The organism is Ruegeria marisrubri (assembly GCF_001507595.1).
Lineage (GTDB): Bacteria > Pseudomonadota > Alphaproteobacteria > Rhodobacterales > Rhodobacteraceae > Ruegeria > Ruegeria marisrubri.
In genome coordinates, this window is the sequence record NZ_LQBQ01000036.1 from 82,041 (window position 1) to 100,688 (window position 18,648).

16 protein-coding genes and 1 tRNA gene are annotated in these 18,648 nt (G+C 63.5%); 9 read left to right on the plus strand and 8 right to left on the minus strand.

What is annotated here, in order from left to right; all coding sequences use genetic code 11:
* Positions 1 to 91: 91 nt before the first annotated feature.
* Entirely contained in the window at positions 92 to 3,592 is a 3,501-nt protein-coding gene (dnaE, locus tag AVO45_RS15980; protein WP_068348995.1) for a DNA polymerase III subunit alpha, read from the plus strand.
* Positions 3,593 to 3,752: 160 nt separating this feature from the next.
* Positions 3,753 to 5,591 (plus strand): amidohydrolase, encoded by a 1,839-nt coding sequence (locus AVO45_RS15985; protein WP_068348999.1) that lies wholly within the window; start codon positions 3,753 to 3,755, stop codon positions 5,589 to 5,591.
* Between the two features lie 283 nt (positions 5,592 to 5,874).
* Here the strand turns inward: AVO45_RS15985 and AVO45_RS15990 are convergent, their stop codons facing one another.
* The 3 genes from AVO45_RS15990 to AVO45_RS16000 all read right to left on the minus strand — a co-directional run bounded on the left by AVO45_RS15990 (position 5,875) and on the right by AVO45_RS16000 (position 7,196).
* Complete coding sequence (locus AVO45_RS15990; RefSeq protein WP_068349003.1) at positions 5,875 to 6,147, minus strand: helix-turn-helix domain-containing protein; 273 nt, start codon at positions 6,145 to 6,147, stop codon at positions 5,875 to 5,877.
* Between the two features lie 83 nt (positions 6,148 to 6,230).
* Positions 6,231 to 6,629 (minus strand): helix-turn-helix domain-containing protein, encoded by a 399-nt coding sequence (locus AVO45_RS15995; protein ID WP_240482157.1) that lies wholly within the window; start codon positions 6,627 to 6,629, stop codon positions 6,231 to 6,233.
* Between the two features lie 36 nt (positions 6,630 to 6,665).
* A complete protein-coding gene (locus tag AVO45_RS16000) occupies positions 6,666 to 7,196 on the minus strand; it encodes a GNAT family N-acetyltransferase (RefSeq protein WP_068349006.1) in 531 nt (176 codons plus the stop codon).
* A gap of 207 nt (positions 7,197 to 7,403) precedes the next feature.
* On the opposite strand from AVO45_RS16000, the gene AVO45_RS16005 reads away from it, so the two are divergent.
* On the plus strand, positions 7,404 to 7,877 hold the full coding sequence (locus tag AVO45_RS16005) for a MarR family winged helix-turn-helix transcriptional regulator (protein WP_068349009.1): 474 nt from the start codon (positions 7,404 to 7,406) through the stop codon (positions 7,875 to 7,877).
* 409 nt (positions 7,878 to 8,286) lie between these two features.
* On the opposite strand, the gene AVO45_RS16010 is transcribed toward AVO45_RS16005, so the two are convergent.
* Positions 8,287 to 8,481, minus strand: a complete 195-nt coding sequence (locus tag AVO45_RS16010) for a SlyX family protein (protein ID WP_068349012.1) — start codon at positions 8,479 to 8,481, stop codon at positions 8,287 to 8,289.
* A gap of 101 nt (positions 8,482 to 8,582) precedes the next feature.
* On the opposite strand from AVO45_RS16010, the gene AVO45_RS16015 reads away from it, so the two are divergent.
* From AVO45_RS16015 to hisG, 4 genes are all read left to right on the plus strand, one after another.
* A complete protein-coding gene (locus AVO45_RS16015; protein WP_068349015.1) occupies positions 8,583 to 9,386 on the plus strand; it encodes a crotonase/enoyl-CoA hydratase family protein in 804 nt (267 codons plus the stop codon).
* 158 nt (positions 9,387 to 9,544) lie between these two features.
* On the plus strand, positions 9,545 to 11,041 hold the full coding sequence (hisS, locus tag AVO45_RS16020; protein WP_068349017.1) for a histidine--tRNA ligase: 1,497 nt from the start codon (positions 9,545 to 9,547) through the stop codon (positions 11,039 to 11,041).
* Positions 11,041 to 12,129: an ATP phosphoribosyltransferase regulatory subunit gene (locus AVO45_RS16025; protein ID WP_068349020.1), complete on the plus strand. Its 1,089-nt coding sequence runs from the start codon at positions 11,041 to 11,043 to the stop codon at positions 12,127 to 12,129. The genes hisS and AVO45_RS16025 overlap by 1 nt, the downstream gene beginning before the upstream one ends.
* The gene (hisG, locus tag AVO45_RS16030; protein WP_068349023.1) at positions 12,126 to 12,815 is read left to right on the plus strand and encodes an ATP phosphoribosyltransferase; all 690 of its coding nucleotides are present in this window, start codon (positions 12,126 to 12,128) and stop codon (positions 12,813 to 12,815) included. The genes AVO45_RS16025 and hisG overlap by 4 nt, the downstream gene beginning before the upstream one ends.
* 24 nt (positions 12,816 to 12,839) lie before the next feature.
* Here the strand turns inward: hisG and AVO45_RS16035 are convergent, their stop codons facing one another.
* Positions 12,840 to 13,271 (minus strand): DUF1489 family protein, encoded by a 432-nt coding sequence (locus tag AVO45_RS16035; protein WP_068349026.1) that lies wholly within the window; start codon positions 13,269 to 13,271, stop codon positions 12,840 to 12,842.
* 130 nt (positions 13,272 to 13,401) lie between these two features.
* On the opposite strand from AVO45_RS16035, the gene AVO45_RS16040 reads away from it, so the two are divergent.
* A complete protein-coding gene (locus tag AVO45_RS16040) occupies positions 13,402 to 15,687 on the plus strand; it encodes an adenosylcobalamin-dependent ribonucleoside-diphosphate reductase (RefSeq protein WP_068349029.1) in 2,286 nt (761 codons plus the stop codon).
* A 244-nt stretch (positions 15,688 to 15,931) separates the two neighbouring features.
* Here AVO45_RS16040 and AVO45_RS16045 read toward each other — a convergent pair.
* From AVO45_RS16045 to AVO45_RS16055, 3 genes are all read right to left on the minus strand, one after another.
* A tRNA-Arg gene (locus tag AVO45_RS16045) sits at positions 15,932 to 16,008 on the minus strand.
* Between the two features lie 22 nt (positions 16,009 to 16,030).
* The gene (locus AVO45_RS16050; RefSeq protein WP_068349032.1) at positions 16,031 to 16,507 is read right to left on the minus strand and encodes a GNAT family N-acetyltransferase; all 477 of its coding nucleotides are present in this window, start codon (positions 16,505 to 16,507) and stop codon (positions 16,031 to 16,033) included.
* Positions 16,508 to 16,819 carry an ETC complex I subunit gene (locus AVO45_RS16055; protein WP_068349035.1) on the minus strand — a complete coding sequence of 104 codons (312 nt, stop codon included), beginning with the start codon at positions 16,817 to 16,819 and terminating at the stop codon, positions 16,508 to 16,510.
* A 161-nt stretch (positions 16,820 to 16,980) separates the two neighbouring features.
* Here AVO45_RS16055 and AVO45_RS16060 point away from each other — a divergent pair, with 161 nt between their 5' ends.
* Positions 16,981 to 18,636 (plus strand): tetratricopeptide repeat-containing sulfotransferase family protein, encoded by a 1,656-nt coding sequence (locus AVO45_RS16060; RefSeq protein WP_068349039.1) that lies wholly within the window; start codon positions 16,981 to 16,983, stop codon positions 18,634 to 18,636.
* Positions 18,637 to 18,648: the final 12 nt, after the last annotated feature.

The following is an 18,648-nucleotide window of genomic DNA, read 5'->3' on the forward strand; positions in this document are numbered from 1 at the left end:
AAAAATCCGAATAATATCAGCCTATTTTTTCGTCCATCCGCCGATATCCTTCCGCCTTTTGCCCGCGCGCCGAGTGGGATAGCCTGCGCCCATGAGCAGCACTCCACGATTCATCCATCTTCGCGTTCACACCGAGTATTCGCTTCTGGAAGGGGCCGTGCGGCTGAAAAAGCTGCCCGGTCTGTGCGAGCAGATGGAGATGCCCGCGGTTGCGGTGACCGACACCAACAACATGTTCGCGGCGCTCGAGTTTTCGGTGACGGCAAGCGGCGCGGGCATTCAGCCCATCATCGGCTGCCAGGTCGATCTGGCCTATGTTCAGGCGCAGCCGGGGGAAAAGCCGAAAGCCCCCGCGCCGCTGGTGCTGCTGGCCCAGTCCGAGACCGGCTACGAGAACCTGATGAAGCTGAACACCTGCCTCTACGTGGACAAGGGCGGGCAGCTGCCGCAGGTCACGCTGGATGAACTTCAGCGCCATTCGGCGGGCCTGATCTGCCTGACCGGCGGGCCGGACGGCCCCGTGGGCCGCCTGTTGCAGCAGGGCCAGCGCCCGGCGGCCGAGGCGCTGGTCGATCGGCTGGCCGGGATGTTCCCGAACCGCCTCTATGTCGAACTGCAACGCCACCCCGGCGAGGACGGCCAGCCCGAGGCCGAACGCCTGACCGAGCGTGGCCACGTGGAGATGGCCTATGCCAAGAACCTGCCGCTGGTGGCCACCAATGACGTCTATTTCCCGACCTCGGACATGTACGAGGCGCATGACGCCCTGATCTGCATCGCCGAGGGCGCCTATGTCGACCAGCAGGAGGGCCGCCGCCGCCTGACCGCGCAGCACTATTTCAAGTCGCCGCAGGAAATGGCCACGCTCTTCGCCGACCTGCCAGAGGCGATCGAGAACACCGTCGAGATCGCCCGGCGCTGCGCCTTCATGGCCTACAAGCGCAACCCGATCCTGCCGAAATTCGCCGATGACGAGGTCGAAGAACTGCGCCGTCAGGCCAACGAGGGCCTGCAGAAGCGTCTGGCGGTGATCCCCCACGCGGTATCGCCCGAGGAATACCAGAAACGTCTGGATTTCGAACTGGGCATCATCGAAAGCATGGGGTTCCCCGGCTACTTCCTGATCGTTGCCGACTTCATCAAATGGGCCAAGGAACACAACATCCCGGTCGGGCCGGGGCGGGGGTCGGGCGCGGGCTCGCTGGTGGCCTATGCTCTGACGATCACCGACCTCGACCCGCTGCGCTACAGCCTGCTGTTCGAACGCTTCCTGAACCCCGAACGGGTCTCGATGCCCGACTTCGACATCGACTTCTGCATGGACCGCCGCGAAGAGGTGATCCGCTACGTGCAAGAGAAATACGGCCGCGACAAGGTGGGCCAGATCATCACCTTCGGCGCGCTCTTGTCCAAGGCGGCGGTGCGCGACATCGGGCGGGTGCTGCAGATGCCCTACGGGCAGGTGGACCGCCTGTCCAAGATGATCCCGGTCGAAGGCGTCAAGCCGGTCTCGATCGAAAAGGCGCTCAAGGACGAGCCGCGCCTGCGCGAGGCCGCCCGCGAGGAAGAGGTGGTGGACCGCCTGCTCACCTACGGCCAGCAGGTCGAGGGGCTGTTGCGCAACGCCTCGACCCACGCGGCGGGCGTGGTGATCGGCGACCGGCCGCTGGACGAGCTGGTGCCGCTCTATCAGGACCCGCGCTCGGACATGCCCGCGACCCAGTTCAACATGAAATGGGTGGAACAGGCAGGTCTGGTGAAGTTCGACTTTCTGGGCCTGAAAACCCTGACCGTGATCCAGAACGCGGTGGACCTGATCCGCAAGTCGGGCCGCGACCTGCACATCGCCGCTGATGGCACCCAGCTATACGACCCGCCCGAAGGCGCGGTGAACGAGATCAACGCGATCCCGCTTGATGATCCGGCCACCTACACGCTCTATTCCGCCGCCAGGACCGTGGCGGTGTTCCAAGTGGAAAGCTCGGGCATGATGGACGCGCTCAAGCGCATGAAACCCACTTGCATCGAGGACATCGTGGCGCTTGTGGCGCTCTACCGCCCCGGCCCGATGGAGAACATCCCCACCTATTGCGAGGTCAAGAACGGCCAGCGCCAGATCACCTCGGTCCACCCGCTGATCGACCACATCCTCGAGGAAACGCAGGGCATCATCGTCTACCAGGAGCAGGTGATGCAGATCGCGCAGGTCATGGCGGGCTACAGCCTTGGCGGCGCCGACCTGCTGCGCCGCGCGATGGGCAAGAAGATCAAAGAGGCGATGGACGCCGAACGCCCGAAATTCGAGGCAGGCGCGGCCAAGAACGGGGTGGACGCCAAGAAGGCCTCCGAGGTGTTCGACCTGCTGGAGAAATTCGCCAACTACGGCTTCAACAAGTCCCACGCGGCGGCCTATGCGGTGGTCAGCTACCAGACCGGCTGGCTCAAGGCGAACCACCCGGTCGAGTTCATGGCCGGGGTCATGAACTGCGACATCCACCTGACCGACAAGCTGGCGGTGTATTTCGAAGAGGTCCGCAAAGGGCTGGGCCTGCCCTATGTGCCGCCCTGCGTGAACCGCTCGCTGGCGACCTTCGACGTGGTCGATGGCCAGCTGGTCTATGCGCTGGGCGCGCTCAAGAATGTCGGCGTCGAGGCGATGAACTTGGTGGTACAGGGACGGGGCGACAAGCCTTTCGTCAACCTCTTTGACTTTGCCCGCAGGGTCGATCTGAAAAAGGTCGGCAAGCGTCCGCTCGAGATGCTGGCCCGCGCTGGGGCCTTCGATGAGCTGGACAAAAACCGCCGCCGGGTGTTCGAAAGCCTCGAACAGCTGGTGCAGTATTCGGCAGCGATCCACGAGCAGAAGAATTCGAACCAGGTGTCGCTGTTCGGCGAGGCGGGCGACGACCTGCCCGAACCGCGCCTGTCGCAGACGCCCGACTGGCTGCCCGCCGAACGGCTGAGCGAGGAATTCAAGGCCATCGGCTTCTACCTGTCCGGCCACCCGCTGGACGACTACATGCCCGCGCTCAAGCGCAAGGGCGTGCTGACGCTGGACGAGGTGACGGAAAAGGCCCGCTCGGGTCCGCTGATCGCCAAACTGGCCGGTGTCGTCGCCGGGCGACAGGAACGCAAATCCGCCCGCGGCAACCGTTTCGCCTTTGCCCAGCTGTCGGATCCGACCGGCGCCTACGAGGTCACGCTGTTCTCGGAAACGCTCGAGAAAAGCCGCGAATACCTTGAAACCGGCGCCCATGTGGTGCTGACCGCCGAAGCCACGATGGAGGCCGATCAGCTCAAGCTGCTGGGCCGCTCCGTCGGCCCCATCGACGCCGCCGTGGCCGAGGCCGGCGCGACCGGCCTGCGGGTCTTCATCGACGGGGCGGGGGCGCTGCCGACCGTCGCCAAGGTGCTCGAGGACGCCGCCAGCGCGGCGCGCGGCGCGTCAAAGGGGCCGATCCAGCTCTGCCTGATGGCGCCGGGCCTGCCGGGGGATGTCGAGATGGACCTGGGCCAGGACTTCCCCATCAACCCGCAGATCAAGGGCGCGATCAAGTCGCTGGACGGGGTGCTTTCGGTCGAGGAGATGTAGTGGGAAGCGTCAGCTTCGCGCCGGGATGACGGCCTGCGGACATCTCTGGCTGTCCGAAAAATCTTGCAGTGCGTGACTGTTGGGCAATACGCTCTCGCCACGGTAGACGCGACCAATATTCAGTCGTTTGTCTTCCGATGTATTTGAGAAGGTATTTTTGATGTCACGTTTACTGAATCTTGTCTGGCTGGCGGGTTTCGCCATTTCAACCAGCGCCGCGAGCGCCCAGGAGGCCGCCGACACGATCTATTCCGGCGGGCCGATCCTCACGATCAACGATGCGCAGCCGAATGCCGAGGCCGTGGCGGTCGAGGACGGACGTATCCTCGCCGTCGGCGCGCTTGCGGATATCATGGCGCACCGGGGTGACGCGACGGAACTGTTCGATCTTGACGGCCGGGCGATGCTGCCGGGCTTTGTCGACAGTCACGGGCACGTGGTCTTCGGTGGCCTGCAAGCCTTGTCGGCGAACCTTCTTGCGCCGCCGGACGGCGCGGTCACGGACATTGCCAGCCTGCAACAGGCGCTGCGCGACTGGATCGATGCAAACAGCGAAGCGGTCGAGAAGGCCGGCGTGATCATCGGTTTCGGCTACGACAACGCCCAGCTAGCCGAAAAGCGCCACCCGACCCGCGAAGACCTTGACGCGGTCTCGCAGGAGCTTCCCATCGTGATCGTCCACCAGTCCGGCCATCTCGGTGTGGCGAACTCGAAGACGCTCGAGGTCGTCGGCTACGATGCATCGACGCAAGACCCGGCCGGCGGCAAGATCCGGCGGGGCGCCGATGGCGCGCCGAACGGGGTTCTCGAGGAATACGCGTTTTTCGGGACGCTCGTCCCCGTCCTGAAGCAACTCGGCCCGGACGCATTCGCGGAATTTGCGGTTGCCGGTTCCGAACTCTGGGCGCGTTTCGGCTACACCACGGGGCAGGACGGCCGGTCCACGGGGTTTGCCGTCGAGGCGCTGAAGGCCATGGCGGCCGAGGGCAGGATACCGATCGACGTCGTGGCCTTCCCCGATGTCCTCGAAGCCAGGGATTACATCCGCGACAATGTTTCGAAAGAGTATGAAAACGGCATTCGCGTGGGCGGTTGCAAGCTGACGATCGACGGCTCGCCGCAAGGCTTCACCGCGCTCCGCGACCGTCCCTACTATGACCCGGTCGGCGACTATCCCGCGGGCTACAAGGGGTACTCGGCGGTGACCATCGAGCAGGTGCAGGATGCCGTGAACTGGTGTTACGAGAATGGCATCCAGATCATCACCCACTCCAATGGCGAAGGCGCGTCGGACATGCTGATTGCCGCGCTTCAGGCTGCGCAGGACAAGTATGGCGATCCGGGCAACCGCCCAGCACTGATCCACGGCCAGTTCCTGCGCGAGGACCAGGTCGACGCCTACAAGCGGATGGGTGTGTTCATGTCCCTTTTCCCGATGCACACCTTCTATTGGGGCGACTGGCACCGTGAACACACCGTGGGCCCGGTCAATGCCGAGAACATTTCGCCCACCGGCTGGGTGCTCGAACGGGGCATGATGTTCGGCTCGCATCACGACGCGCCGGTCGCCTTGCCTGACAGCATGCGCATACTGGATGCCACCGTGACCCGGCGCACGCGGTCGGGCGACATCCTTGGCCCCCATCACCGGGTCGACGTCGCGACTGCGCTCAAGGCGCTGACGATCTGGCCCGCCTGGCAGCATTTCGAGGAGAACGACAAGGGGTCGATCGAGGCAGGCAAGCTTGCCGATTTCGTGCTCCTCTCCGACGATCCCACCGCCATCGACCCCGAGACGCTGGACACGGTCAGGGTCATGGCGACGATCAAGGAAGACACGGTGATCTACGAGGCGAGCGACGAGGTGAAGAAGGGCGAAATCCGCACCTCTCCGTTCATGAGCGACCCGGTGTCGGCGCACAACTTTCTTCACGCGATGTATCAGGCAACCGGCGTAGAGAGGCCTTGGCTTCAGCAACTCAATCTTCGGTTTGAATGAATTCGGGAATCGAGCTGGACGGGGTGTTGTCGGTCGAGAAGCCGTAGGGAGAAGCGGGGGCTTTGCTTTCAGCCGCCGGGATGGCGGCTATGAGCCCAATTTACGGGATGCTGCAAGTTGGACGAATGTCGGCTTTCGCAAGAGTGCCATGAGTTTTGCAATGCTTCAATTGATGTTCTGAATTGCGGGCGTGGAAAAGAAAGGCGGCCCTGGTAATGCGGCTGCGAACCCACACGAGCCGCCAAAATATATACATCAACGAAACCACCGCTCGCAGCAGCGGTCAGATCTGCGCCTGAAGCCGGGCCACCATGTCCCGCGGCTGCGCGTCCAGCAGCGCCAGCAGTTTGAAGGCTGGTCCGCCAGGCTGGCGCATGCCCTTTTCCCACATCCGGTAACCAGATTCGCTCATTCCGATGAGCTCGGCCATCTCAGACACGCTCAGCCCGGCCTTTTCCCGCACTTCGACTGGCGTGCAGCGGTTGTTCGGGCTCGAATTGTCTATGGTTTCTTCTGTCGGATCGGCAGGTTCCTTGCTGAAATCCGATCTTATCATGGTCTGCTCCTTGTCGTTGTGTGTTCTTCTTGATTTTTGGAGCGGGATTTGGACCCCGCCCACCTTCATCCTGCGCGCACGCGTCAGATCATGGCGCGCAGCCGCTTTTCAAGCGTGCCCAGCCTACGCGTCGATTGGGACATGTCCGCCTTGAGCTTGCGGATCTCCCCCAGAATGTCGCGCAGAGCTTCGGGCTGCTCCGAAACTTCACCAGGTTCAAGCACGCCTTCGCCCTCGCCGCTCAGAAGCCATATCAGGGACACACCCAGCATACCGGACATCATCGCCACCTTGTTGGCCCTCGGTTCGGTGCGATCTTCTTCCCAGCCCTGCACGGTCTTGAGCTTGACGCCCATCCGTCGGGCAAGATCCTTTTGCGAATAACCCAGCGCTTCACGGGCGGCGACGATCCGGTCGCCCAATGTGGCTGCGTCTTCGGCATAATATGAATTTTCGTTCGAAACGGTCATGGTCACGTCCATTCTGTTCTCTTTCTTTGGAATTGTTTTCTGATGGTTTCAGACAGCCTGCCTGGCCTCGCTATGCAGATGGATCGTCACCAGATTGTCGTTTTCATGCCGACGGTGCGGTTTCAGGGCCTGGGTCACAAAGGGCTGGATATCCATTCTGGTCCGCTGCCAATGCGCAAAGCGGCGGAACAGCGTCCAAGCATGTTCGTCGCTTGACGGGATGGCTGTCTGGACACGGGTCACATCGGCACAGGCGTCCCGACGCATCAATTGCCCCAACATCAGCGAGGCCAAACCCTTGCCCTCTTCGCCTTCGGCGACAGTTACCTGCCAGATGAACAGAGTCTGAGGATCGTAGGGCAGAACGTAGGCGAGGACTGCCCCCACCACTTCACCGTTCAGTTCGGCGATGATCGACGTTTCTCCAAAATCACCGACTTCGGCAAGCGCCCCAAGTAGTTCGCCCACCACTTCCTGTTCTGCTCTTTGTGCCAGAGCGGCAATGGTTTTACCGTCCTCCGCCGTGGGCGCGCGCATGGCAGGTATCGGTTGTTCGAACAATTCAAGGGAATGTTTCATACTCTGCTCCATAAAAAACTTTGTTGAACTAAGTATCATGGGGGAGATAAAACTTCAAAGCCCTAAGCAAATTTACACCGAAACGTCACGATCCTACTTTTTTGAGTGAATTATTAGTTCGCATTGCAAACCGTATATCATGATGCAACTGCTTGAGTTATCGATGTATTTCGGACACACTCAGATATTCTTCTACGGAGTGCACCTATGGACCGTATCGACAGCAGCTTGGTTGCCTTGCGACGCATCCTGCGCGCCACCGAAATGGCGGGGCGGGAATTGGCGCAATCGGCCGGGCTGACCTCCGTTCAGCTGCGCGTGTTGCAGGTGGTTGGGGAGACCGGGCAGACAACGGCCAAGGCGATTTCGACGCGTATGCATGTCAGCCAGGCCACGGTGACCTCTCTTGTGGACAAGCTGGTGTCAGGCGGCATGGTTGTGCGCGAGAAATCCCAGATCGATCGCCGGCAGACAAATATCGTGATCACGGACCAGGGGCGCCAGACCCTCGAGGACGCTCCAGACCCACTGCAACAGCGGTATGTGCGACGTTTCAAGGACATGGAAGACTGGGAACAGGCCATGCTTGTTGCGGCCCTTGAACGCGTAGCCACAATGCTTGACGCCGAAGATCTTCAGGCTGGTGCGGTGCTGACCACAGGTGAGCTGAGCAAGCCCTAACGCATCAGAAAAGGGCCGACAAAAACAGGCACCCTCTCTCAAAGCGATCGCAAGCTTTGCACAGTGAGGATTTCACGGCCTCGACCGTCGGTGTTACAAGAATAACCTTGTTTCTATGGAGGAAGAGCATTTGCACGCGATGGGTCCGCCAGGAGCCAGTGAAATGCTGTTTTCAATGACATCGCCTTGGTGTTTTAGACTGGGATTTGAAGCCTACTAAGCAGTCACCGGCATAATCAAGCGGAACGGCGGCTCTGTCCGCATTGCTGACAATTGACCCCCATCCGGCGCCGCTCCACCAAGGTGGGTCCTTTCCGACGGCGCCGGTTCGGCCCTGAAAAATTTCGTACAAAACGGACAGACCCACCCTCCGGACCTGTACAAAACGGAAGAAACGGCCCCTCGGCCCTCAATAATGCGGCGGGCGTTCGTCGCCGAAGACCACGCCGCCCGTGCCTTCCTGCTGGCGCTCGGCCTCGCGCTGCATCAGCATCTGGACCCGGCGGGTCAGGTGGTCGATCTCGTCCTGCTGCGCCGCCACGACGGCGCTCAGTTCATCGACGGTTCGGGTCAGGTGGGCGATCTGTTCCTCGAGGTGCTGCATCGGCAGGCTCCCATTTGCGCTGTCACGCCGTTCATACAGGCGCAACGTCACGCTTGCCAGCCTTGCCTGTTGGCCCGAGGCTGCGGGCAGGGGAGAGAGACATGACCGTATCCACAGACATTCGCGACGGCATCACCACCGTCACCATCGACCGGCCCGAGGCGCGCAACGCGGTGGATCCGGCCACCGCAAAGGCGCTGTACCAGGCGTTTCTGGATTTCGAGGCGGATGAGGACCAGCGCGTCGCCATCCTTACCGGGGCGGGCGGGTATTTCTGCGCAGGTTTCGATTTGAAATCAGCAGGTTCCGGCGCCGCGGATGACTGGATTGCCGGGCTGGACATTCCCGCCGACTGGTCCGATCCGATGGCCGAACCGCGACCGGGACCGATGGGGCCGTCGCGCCTGATGCTGTCCAAGCCGGTGATCGCCGCCATCGAAGGCCCCACCGTTGCCGGCGGCATGGAGCTTGCCGCCTGGTGCGACCTGCGGGTGATGGCGCAGGGGGCGGTGACCGGCGTGTTCTGCCGCCGCTGGGGTGTGCCGCTGATCGACGGCGGCACGGTGCGGCTGCCGCGCCTCCTCGGGCAGGGCCGCGCCAACGACCTGATCCTCACCGGCCGCCCGGTCGAGGCAGAGGAGGCGCTGGCGATCGGCTTCGCCAACCGGGTCTGCCCGCGCGGCGAGGCGCTCGAGGTGGCGACCGAACTGGCCCGGGACCTGATCCGGTTCCCGCAGGCCTGCATGCTGGCCGATCACCTGTCGGCGCGGATGGAGCCCGCCGAGCTTGCCGCCGCCTTGCGCCGAGAATGGCGCTCGGCCGAAGCCTTTGCCGCCGAAGGCCGCGCGGGGGCGGCGCGCTTTGCCGGCGGCAGGGGGCGGTCTGGCGATTTCGACGATATCTGAGGAAAGCGCATCAGAGATGCGCTGCCTCCGGCGGGAGTATTTGACGAAAAGATGAAGTTTTGCGCAGGCGGGCCGGCTGCGTCAGCGCATTGCCTTGCTCATGCCGGGGCCTTGGGCTAGACCGCGCTGCGAATGCAATTCCCCTGAGGACGCCCCGAATGGCAAAGCCCAAGAAACAGCCCCGCCCCAAGGCCGTCACGCCGAAAGGGTTTCGTGACTATTTCGCCTCGGAAGTCACGCAGCGCACCGAGATGCTGCGGACCATTGCCGGTGTCTATCATCGCTACGGCTTTGACGCGCTGGAAAGCAGTGCGGTGGAGACCGTCGAGGCGCTGGGCAAATACCTGCCGGACGTGGATCGCCCCAATGCGGGCGTGTTCGCCTGGCAGGAGGCCGATGAAGAGGGCAAGGGCGACTGGATGGCGCTGCGCTATGACCTGACGGCGCCGCTGGCCCGTGTCTATGCGCAGCACCGCAACGAGTTGCCGACGCCGTATCGCCGCTACGCGATGGGCCCGGTCTGGCGCAACGAGAAGCCGGGGCCGGGGCGGTATCGCCAGTTCTACCAGTGCGATGCCGACACCGTGGGCTCTGCCTCGATGGCGGCGGATGCCGAGATCTGCGCGATGCTGTCGGACACGCTGGAAACCGTGGGGATCCCGCGCGGTGACTATCTGGTGCGGGTCAACAACCGCAAGGTTCTGAACGGCGTGCTGGAAACGATGGGGCTGGCCGAGGGGCTGGAGGCCCGTGACGCCGTGCTGCGGACCATCGACAAGTTCGACAAGGTGGGCGAGCAGGGCGTGCGCGAGTTGCTGACGACCGGGCGGCTGGATGCCTCGGGCGCGTTCATCGACGGTGTGGGGCTGAGCGCGGATCAGGCAGAGCCGGTGATCGCCTTTCTGACCTCCAAGTCCGATGACGCCGCCGCCACGCTGGCCAACCTGCGGGCCGCCGTGGGCGACAGCAGGATCGGTGCCGAGGGCATTGCCGAGCTGGAGCAGATCGGCGCGCTGCTCGAGGCTGGCGGATATGGGGCCGACCGGATCGAGATCGACCCGTCGGTCGTGCGCGGCCTGGGCTATTACACCGGGCCGGTCTACGAGGCCGAGCTGACCTTCGAGATCTTCGACGAAAAGGGCCGCAAGCGCCAGTTCGGCTCGGTCTCGGGCGGCGGGCGCTATGACGATCTGGTCAAGCGGTTCACCGGGCAGGAAGTGCCGGCGACGGGCGTTTCGATCGGTGTCGACCGTCTGCTGGAGGCGTTGCGTGAAAAGGGCCGGATCAAGGCCGAGGAACATGGGCCGGTGGTGGTGACCGTCATGGATCGCGACCGCATGGCCGACTACCAGGCGATGGTGGCCGAGCTGCGCAATGCGGGCATCCGGGCCGAGGTCTATCTGGGCAACCCCAAGAACTTCGGCAACCAGCTGAAATACGCGGACAAGCGCAACTCGCCCATCGCGGTCATCGAGGGCGGCGACGAAAAGGCCAGGGGCATCGTGCAGATCAAGGACCTGATCCTTGGCGCCAAGATCGCCCAGAGCGCGACTCTGGAAGAGTGGAAGGAACGTCCGAGCCAGTTCGAAGTGGCGCGGGGCGACCTGGTGGCCAAGGTGCGCGAGATTCTCGCGTCTCAGGACGAGCAGGGCTGATGCGGAACCGCGCCGAGACACTCGAGCTCGCGGCCCGCCTGCGGAGCCATTTCGAGCAGGCCGGGGCGGCGGCGGTGGAGACGCCGATCCTGCAACCGGCCGAAACCCTGCTGGACCTCTATGGCGAGGATATCCGGGGCCGGGCCTATGTGACGTCCGACGCCCTGCGGGGCGAGCAGATGCTGCGACCCGACTTTACCGTTCCGGTCGTGCAGAAGCACATGGAGCACGGGGCCGAGCCCGCCCGCTATACCTATGCGGGCGAGGTGTTCCGGCGGCAGGAGCATGACCCGGACCGGGCCAATGAATACATCCAGGTGGGATACGAGGTGTTCGACCGCACCAATCCCGCCGCGGCAGATGCCGAGGTTTTCGCGCTGATCTTCGAGGCGCTCGAAGGGCTGCAGTTGCGTGCGGCGACGGGCGATATCGGGGTGTTGATGGCGGCGGTGCAGGGGCTGCGGACCACCGATCGGCGCAAGGCCGCGCTGATGCGCCATATTTGGCGGCCGCGCCGGTTCCGGGCGCTGCTCGACCGGTTTGGCGGGCGCGCGCAGATGCCGCCGACGCGGGCGGCCCTGCTTGAGGCTGACGACCCGATGGCGATCGATGTGCCGTTCCTGGGCAAGCGCAGCAAGGCCGAGATTGCCGAGCGGATCGAGGCCCTGCGGGCGGATGCGGCTGCCGATCCGATCTCGGAGACGGAACTGGCGGGTCTGGAAACCCTTCTTTCGGTCCGCGAGACCATGCCCTTCGCGCTGGAACATCTGCGCGACGTGGCGGTGGACCTGCCCCAGATCAACGGCGCGCTGGACCGGGTCGAGGCGCGGATCGACGCCCTTCAGGCGCGCGGCGTCAATGTCGAAAAGCTGGATTTCGAGGCCTCCTACGGGCGCACCTCGATGGAGTATTACGACGGATTCGTCTTTGGTTTCTATGCCGAGCGCCGTCCCGACCTTCCGCCCATCGCCACCGGCGGCCGCTATGATGCGCTGACCCGGATGCTGGGCAACGGCGCGGAAATCCCGGCGGTCGGGGGTGTGTTGCGGCCTGACCTGATGCTCGAGATCAAGGAGGCGGCACGATGAGCCTGAAGCTGGGAGTGCCCTCCAAGGGGCGGCTGATGGAGAAATCCTTCGCCTGGTTCGAAAAGCGCGGCATCACCCTGTCGCGCACCGGATCCGACCGGGAATACGCGGGCCATGTGGATGGCGTGGACGGCGTGTCGCTGGTGCTGTTGTCGGCGGGCGAGATCCCGCGCGAACTGGCGGCGGGGCGGATTCACCTGGGCATCACCGGCACCGATCTGGTGCATGAAAAACTGCCGCGCTGGGAACAGCAGGTTCAGGAGGTGGCGCCCCTGGGCTTCGGCCAGGCGGATCTGATCATCGCGGTTCCGGCCTGCTGGGTCGATGTGGATACGCTGGACGATCTCGATGCGGCCTCGTCGGCCTTCCGGGCCAGGCACGGCCACCGGCTGCGGATCGCGACCAAGTATCACCGGCTGGTGCGCGAGTTCCTGACCGATGCCGGGGTGGCTGATTTCGCCTTGGTCGACAGCCAGGGCGCGACAGAGGGGACGGTCAAGAACGAAACCGCCGAGGCGATTGCCGACATCACCTCGACCGGCGAGACCCTGCGGGCCAATCACCTCAAGATCCTCAGCGACGGGGTGATCCTGAAATCTCAGGCGACCCTGTGGCGCAGCCGCACGGCAGCGTACGGACCATCCGAGAAAAAAGCCCTCGACGCGATCATGGAGCGGTTGGGGTAACGGCGCGTCGGGGCGCGGCCCGGATCACAGGACGCCGATTTCCGCCAGTGCCCGGTTCAACTCGTCCGGCAGCGTGTCGTCCTGCGCCCGCTCTTTCGGCAGGTCCGGCGGAGAGTCCTCGGGCTTGAGATAGCGCCAGCCCTGAAAGGGGCGTTTCTGCGCGCCCTGGGTGCGGTGAATCTCGGGGTCCAGCACGATGGCGCAGCGGCGGATGCCGTCCTGCCCTGTCACCTCGTCCAGACGCAGGATGCGCTGGCGGCACTGCACCACGCCCTTGATGACCCAGTAGATGGACCCTCCGTTCAGGATTTCGGCCTCGCGCTTGGGCCACATCCGGGTGATGTGGCGCGGCAGGTGGTCGTCAAAGCGCAGCCGGTAGCTGTCCTGCCACGCGGCGAGGCTGTCGACGCTCTCCGAGCCGACCGAAAGTTTGATCAGGTTCACGTAGTTATCCACAACTCCCCCACAGAGTCGTCCCAAGGGTCATCTTGATATTGTAGTTCCCTGGTGCCTTTCATCAAGCTGTTGTGGCGGCAGGCGCAATGGGTTTAATATGACCGTCTCTTTCAAGACAGGGAATCACCGAATGAGCCGCTTTGCCGCCCCCATCGCCGAGCAGATCTGGGACATGAAATACCGCTTCAAGAAAGCGGATGGCAGCCCGATCGATCTGACGGTCGAGGATACGTGGCGGCGCATCGCGCGGGATCTGGCGCGGATCGAACAGGATCCGGACCACTGGGAAGAGAAGTTCTATGAGGCGCTGGAGGACTTCAAGTTCCTGCCCGCCGGGCGGATCACCGCAGGAGCGGGCACCGCGCGGCAGGTGACCCTGTTCAACTGTTTCGTGATGGGCACGATCCCCGACAGCATGGGCGGCATTTTCGACATGCTGAAAGAGGCCGCGCTGACCATGCAGCAGGGCGGGGGGATCGGCTATGATTTCTCGACCATCCGGCCGCGCGGCGCAGACGTGCATGGGGTGGCCGCCGACGCCTCGGGGCCGCTGTCGTTCATGGATGTGTGGGACGCCATGTGCCGCACCATCATGTCCGCCGGCTCGCGCCGGGGCGCGATGATGGCGACCATGCGCTGCGACCACCCGGATATCGAACAGTTCATCACCGCCAAATCCGACCCGGCCCGCCTGCGCATGTTCAACATGTCGGTGCTGGTGACCGATGCCTTCATGGATGCGGTCAAGGCCGATGGCCCGTGGGAACTGGTCTTTGACGGCAAGGTCTATCACACGGTGCAGGCCCGCGATCTGTGGAACAAGATCATGCAGGCCACCTATGACTATGCCGAACCGGGCGTGATCTTCATCGACCGGATCAACCAGGCCAACAACCTGAGCTATTGCGAGACCATCGCCGCCACCAACCCCTGCGGCGAACAGCCCCTGCCGCCTTATGGCGCCTGCCTGCTGGGCTCGATCAACCTGACCCGTCTGGTGGCCGACCCGTTCGAAAAAGGCGCGCGTCTCGATCTGGACGCGCTGAAGGAACTGGTCGCGACCGCCGTGCGCATGATGGACAACGTGGTCGATGTCTCGAAATTCCCGCTGCCCGAGCAGAAGAACGAGGCGCAGAACAAGCGCCGGATCGGTCTGGGCGTCACCGGACTGGCGGACGCGCTGCTGATGCTGGGCCTGCGCTATGGCTCGGACGAGGCGGCCCGCCAGACCGAGGAATGGCTGCACCAGATCGCCCGCGCGGCCTATCTGGCGTCGGTCGATCTGGCGCGCGAGAAGGGGGCCTTTCCGCTGCTGGATACGGAAAAATACCTGGCCAGCGGCACCATGCAGCAGATGGACGAGGACGTGCGCGCGGCGATCCGCGAACACGGCATCCGCAACGCGCTCTTGACCTCGATCGCGCCCACGGGGACGATTTCGCTCTATGCCGGAAACGTCTCGTCGGGGATCGAGCCGGTCTTTGCCTATACCTACACCCGCAAGGTGCTGCAGAAGGACGGCTCGCGCACCGAGGAAGAGGTGGTGGACTACGCGGTGCAGATGTGGCGCGACAAGTTCGGCGACAAGGCTCTGCCCGACTACTTCGTCAACGCCCAGACGCTGACCCCGGCCGAGCACGTCAAGATGCAGGCGGCGGCCCAGAAATGGGTCGACAGCTCGATCTCGAAAACGATCAACTGCCCCGAGGACATCTCGTTCGAGGAGTTCAAGGACGTTTACATGCAGGCCTGGGATCAGGGGTGCAAGGGCTGCACCACCTATCGCCCGAACGACGTGACCGGCTCGGTCCTGAGCGTGTCGGAAAGCGCGGACAAGGCGCCGGGCGAGAGCGCCGACGCACCGCATGAACTAGATGGTGGCGACGTCATCTACATGTCCGAACCGCTGGACCGCCCGCAATCGCTGGAGGGGTCGACCTACAAGCTGAAATGGCCCGACAGCGAGCACGCGATCTATCTGACCATCAACGACATCATCATCGGCGGGCGGCGGCGCCCGTTCGAGGTGTTCATCAACTCCAAGAACATGGAGCACTACGCCTGGACGCTGGCCCTGACCCGCATGATCTCGGCCGTGTTCCGCCGGGGCGGTGACGTTTCTTTCGTCGTCGAGGAACTCAAGGCCGTGTTCGACCCGCGCGGCGGTGCCTGGGTGAAGGGGAAATACATCCCCTCGATCCTGGCGGCCATCGGCGGTGTGATCGAGCAGCACCTGATCGCCATCGGTTTCCTCGAGGGTGAGGGAATGGGCCTCAAGTCCGACCCGCAGGCGCAGCAGGTGGTGAATGCCGACCTGCCCCGCGGCAAGGCCTGCCCGAGCTGCGGCCAATACGAGATGCGCATGGTCGAGGGCTGCATGACCTGCGCCAGCTGTGGCCATTCAAAATGCGGGTGATGGAGCTGACCTGCTGTTGATGAAGCGACTGGCAATTCAGTGCCATTTGGCCTGAATTGCCTTGTGTCAACGCATCCTGATTGGGTTGCGCCATCGAACCCGGCCGGAATGAACGAACCGCTACACGACACACGAGCTGTTGAAAGAACTGCGCTAAAAGGAAGGTAGATTCGAGGGCAATTCAAAAAACCGTTTTTGTCGTAAAAACGGACTTTGGATGTCGAACGTCAACTTGCAAAAATGGTGGCGATCCCGGAAGGACTCGAACCCTCAACCTGCTGATTAGAAGTCAGCTGCTCTATCCAGTTGAGCTACGGGACCGCTGCGCCCTTTCTTGCTGGTTTTAACGGCCGGGTTCAAGAGCCAAGCGCATGAATGCGCTGTTGGGATCTTCGGCGTAACCGTAAATCGGGTCGCAATAGGAATATCCCAGCGCCTCATACAGTTTGCGCGCCGCGTCATATTCGGCAAGGTGGGCGGCGCCCGTCTCAAGAACAAGGGCGCTTGCGCCGCTCTCGCGGGCCTGTTCGGCCAGGTGATCCATCATCACGCGCGCCAGTCCGCGCCCCCGGGCCGCGGCCAGAACGTGAACCGATTTCACCTCGGCGGTCCCGTCCGGCAGCGCCTTGAGCGCTCCGCAGCCGAGGGGCACGCCATCGTCATAGAGGGCCCAGAACCGCACGCCCGGTTCGCGCAGGGCGTCGGCATCCATCGTGTGATTGCTCTCGGCCGGACCAGCCTGGGCGCTGTGCGCCAGATGCGCCTGAAGGATCGGGCGCAGGTCATCCGAGGCCGGGTCGGCCTCGCGAATCTCGATCATTCAGTGGGTCCAGGGACCGCGGCGGTCGGTTGCGAAATTCTCGCCATAGCCACGGGGCCGCAGGTTGGGCTTGCGCTTGTGCGGCTCGGTGACCAGCGCGTCGATGCCGTGCGCCTTGGCGTAGTCCAGCGCCTCTTCCTTGGTGTCAAAGCGCAGACGCACCTGGGTCTGCGTATCCCGCGATGAGGTCCACCCCATCAACGGGTCCACCTCGCGCGCCGAGGCGGGCGCATATTCCAGAACCCATTTCCGGGTCTTGGCCATACCCGAAGTCATCGCGTTTCTTGCAGGTTGATAAATCCGTGCGCGCATGGGGTGTCTCCGCAAAGGCTTTGGCTTCGCCCCTATATGCGCCAGAGCGTGCGCCTCGGCAAGGCCGGAAAGGTCGCAGGGCGGCCGTTGCGCCACCAGCTTGCTTGCGACGGTGAGGTGGCCCGGATATACCGTCGGACAACAATCTGCATGAGGGTTCCGTGTCCGTCGACCTCCTTTCCCGCATCAAGAGCGACCTGGCCGTCGGCAAAACCGCCGCGGCCCTGAAGCGCGCCCAGAAAGAAGCCAAGAAGCAGCCCAAGAACGCTGCCCTGCAAAACGCGGCCGGCATCTGCATGACCCACGCCAAGGGCAACCGCGACGCCATCCCGTATTTCCAGAAGGCGGTGAAGCTGGCGCCCGGAAATCTCGAGTTCAATTTCAACTATGTCCAGGCCCTCGCGTCCGGCGGATACCCGGAAAAGGCGCGCAAGCTGGCGGACGGGCTGCTCGAGAAACATGGCGGCCAGCCCCGCCTGTATTACATCCTGGCCCATACCTGTTTCGCCCAGTCCGACTTCCTGGGCACGATTGACTGGGCGACAAGGGCAATCGCCGGGCAGAAATCGATGATCGAGGCCTATGACCTGCGCGGCAAGGCCTATACCGAGCTCAACCGCTCAGAGGATGCCCTGGCCGATTTCCGGGCGATGCTGAAACGTGATCCCCACAACCGGCAGGCGATGCTCAACGCCGCCTATCATCTCAACGAACTCGGGCGGCAGGAGGAGTCCTGCGAGATTTACAAACGGGCCTTTGCACAGAACCCCGGCAAGGTCTCGCCGCTGTTCGCCCTGTCCAAGCTGGAAAAGAAATCCGAGCTTCCGAAGATGTTGAACGTCCTGCGGGACCGGCTTCAGAATACCGACCTGGGGCGAGGCGAACGCATGACCTTGCTCTTCGCGACCGCGAATGTACTCGACCGGCTCGGCGAAAAGGTCGAATCCATGGAGATGTTCGACCAGGCGCAAGCCATTGCGACCCGGATGCGGCCCTATGACATGGGTCCGTGGCGACGTGAACTTGAACGCACAAAGGCGCTGTTCCCATCGGTTCCCGATTTTGACATGCCCGAAGATGAGCCCAAACCGATCTTCGTGGTGGGGCAGCCTCGGTCGGGGACGACCCTGCTCGAGATGATGCTGACCAGGCCCCAGGGCGTCGCCCCGATGGGAGAGTTGACGGCGGGCCTGCGCCTTTACGGCAAGTATTTCGCCGACGCCGAGGCCGTGAGCGCCGACATGGTGCGCAACTTTGCGGCTGATTTCAGGGCCGAACTGCCGCCCGTGCCCGAAGGAACCATCGCCTTCGTGGACAAGAACCCGTTCAACTATCGCCACATCGGCCTGTTGCTGGCGGCCTTTCCGAATGCCGCGATCATCAACCTTGCACGCGATCCGCGCGACGTGGCCCTGTCCATGTGGAAGCAGAACTTCAGCTCCGACACGATGAACTTTGCGCGGCGGATGAAGGGCATCGCCGAGCACGCGAACCTGTATCGCGAGTATATCCGGCACTGGGAAAGCGTCTGCGCCGATCGTTTCATCACGGTGAACTATGCCGATCTGGTGTCGGACCCGCAGGACCAGACGCGCCGGATATCCGAGTTCGTCGGCCTGGACTGGTCCGAAGAGATGGTCCACCCCGAAGCCAACACCGCGCGCGTTCGGACCGCCTCGATCAACCAGGTGCGCCAGAAGGTGCATACCAAGTCGATCGGTGCTTGGCAGGCCCATGCCGACCGGCTGCGCGAGATGGTCCGGGAACTGGACCCGGCGCTCTGGCCCGAGGTCGAGGGCGCCGGCGGTCGGGGGTAACGCCCCGAGCGC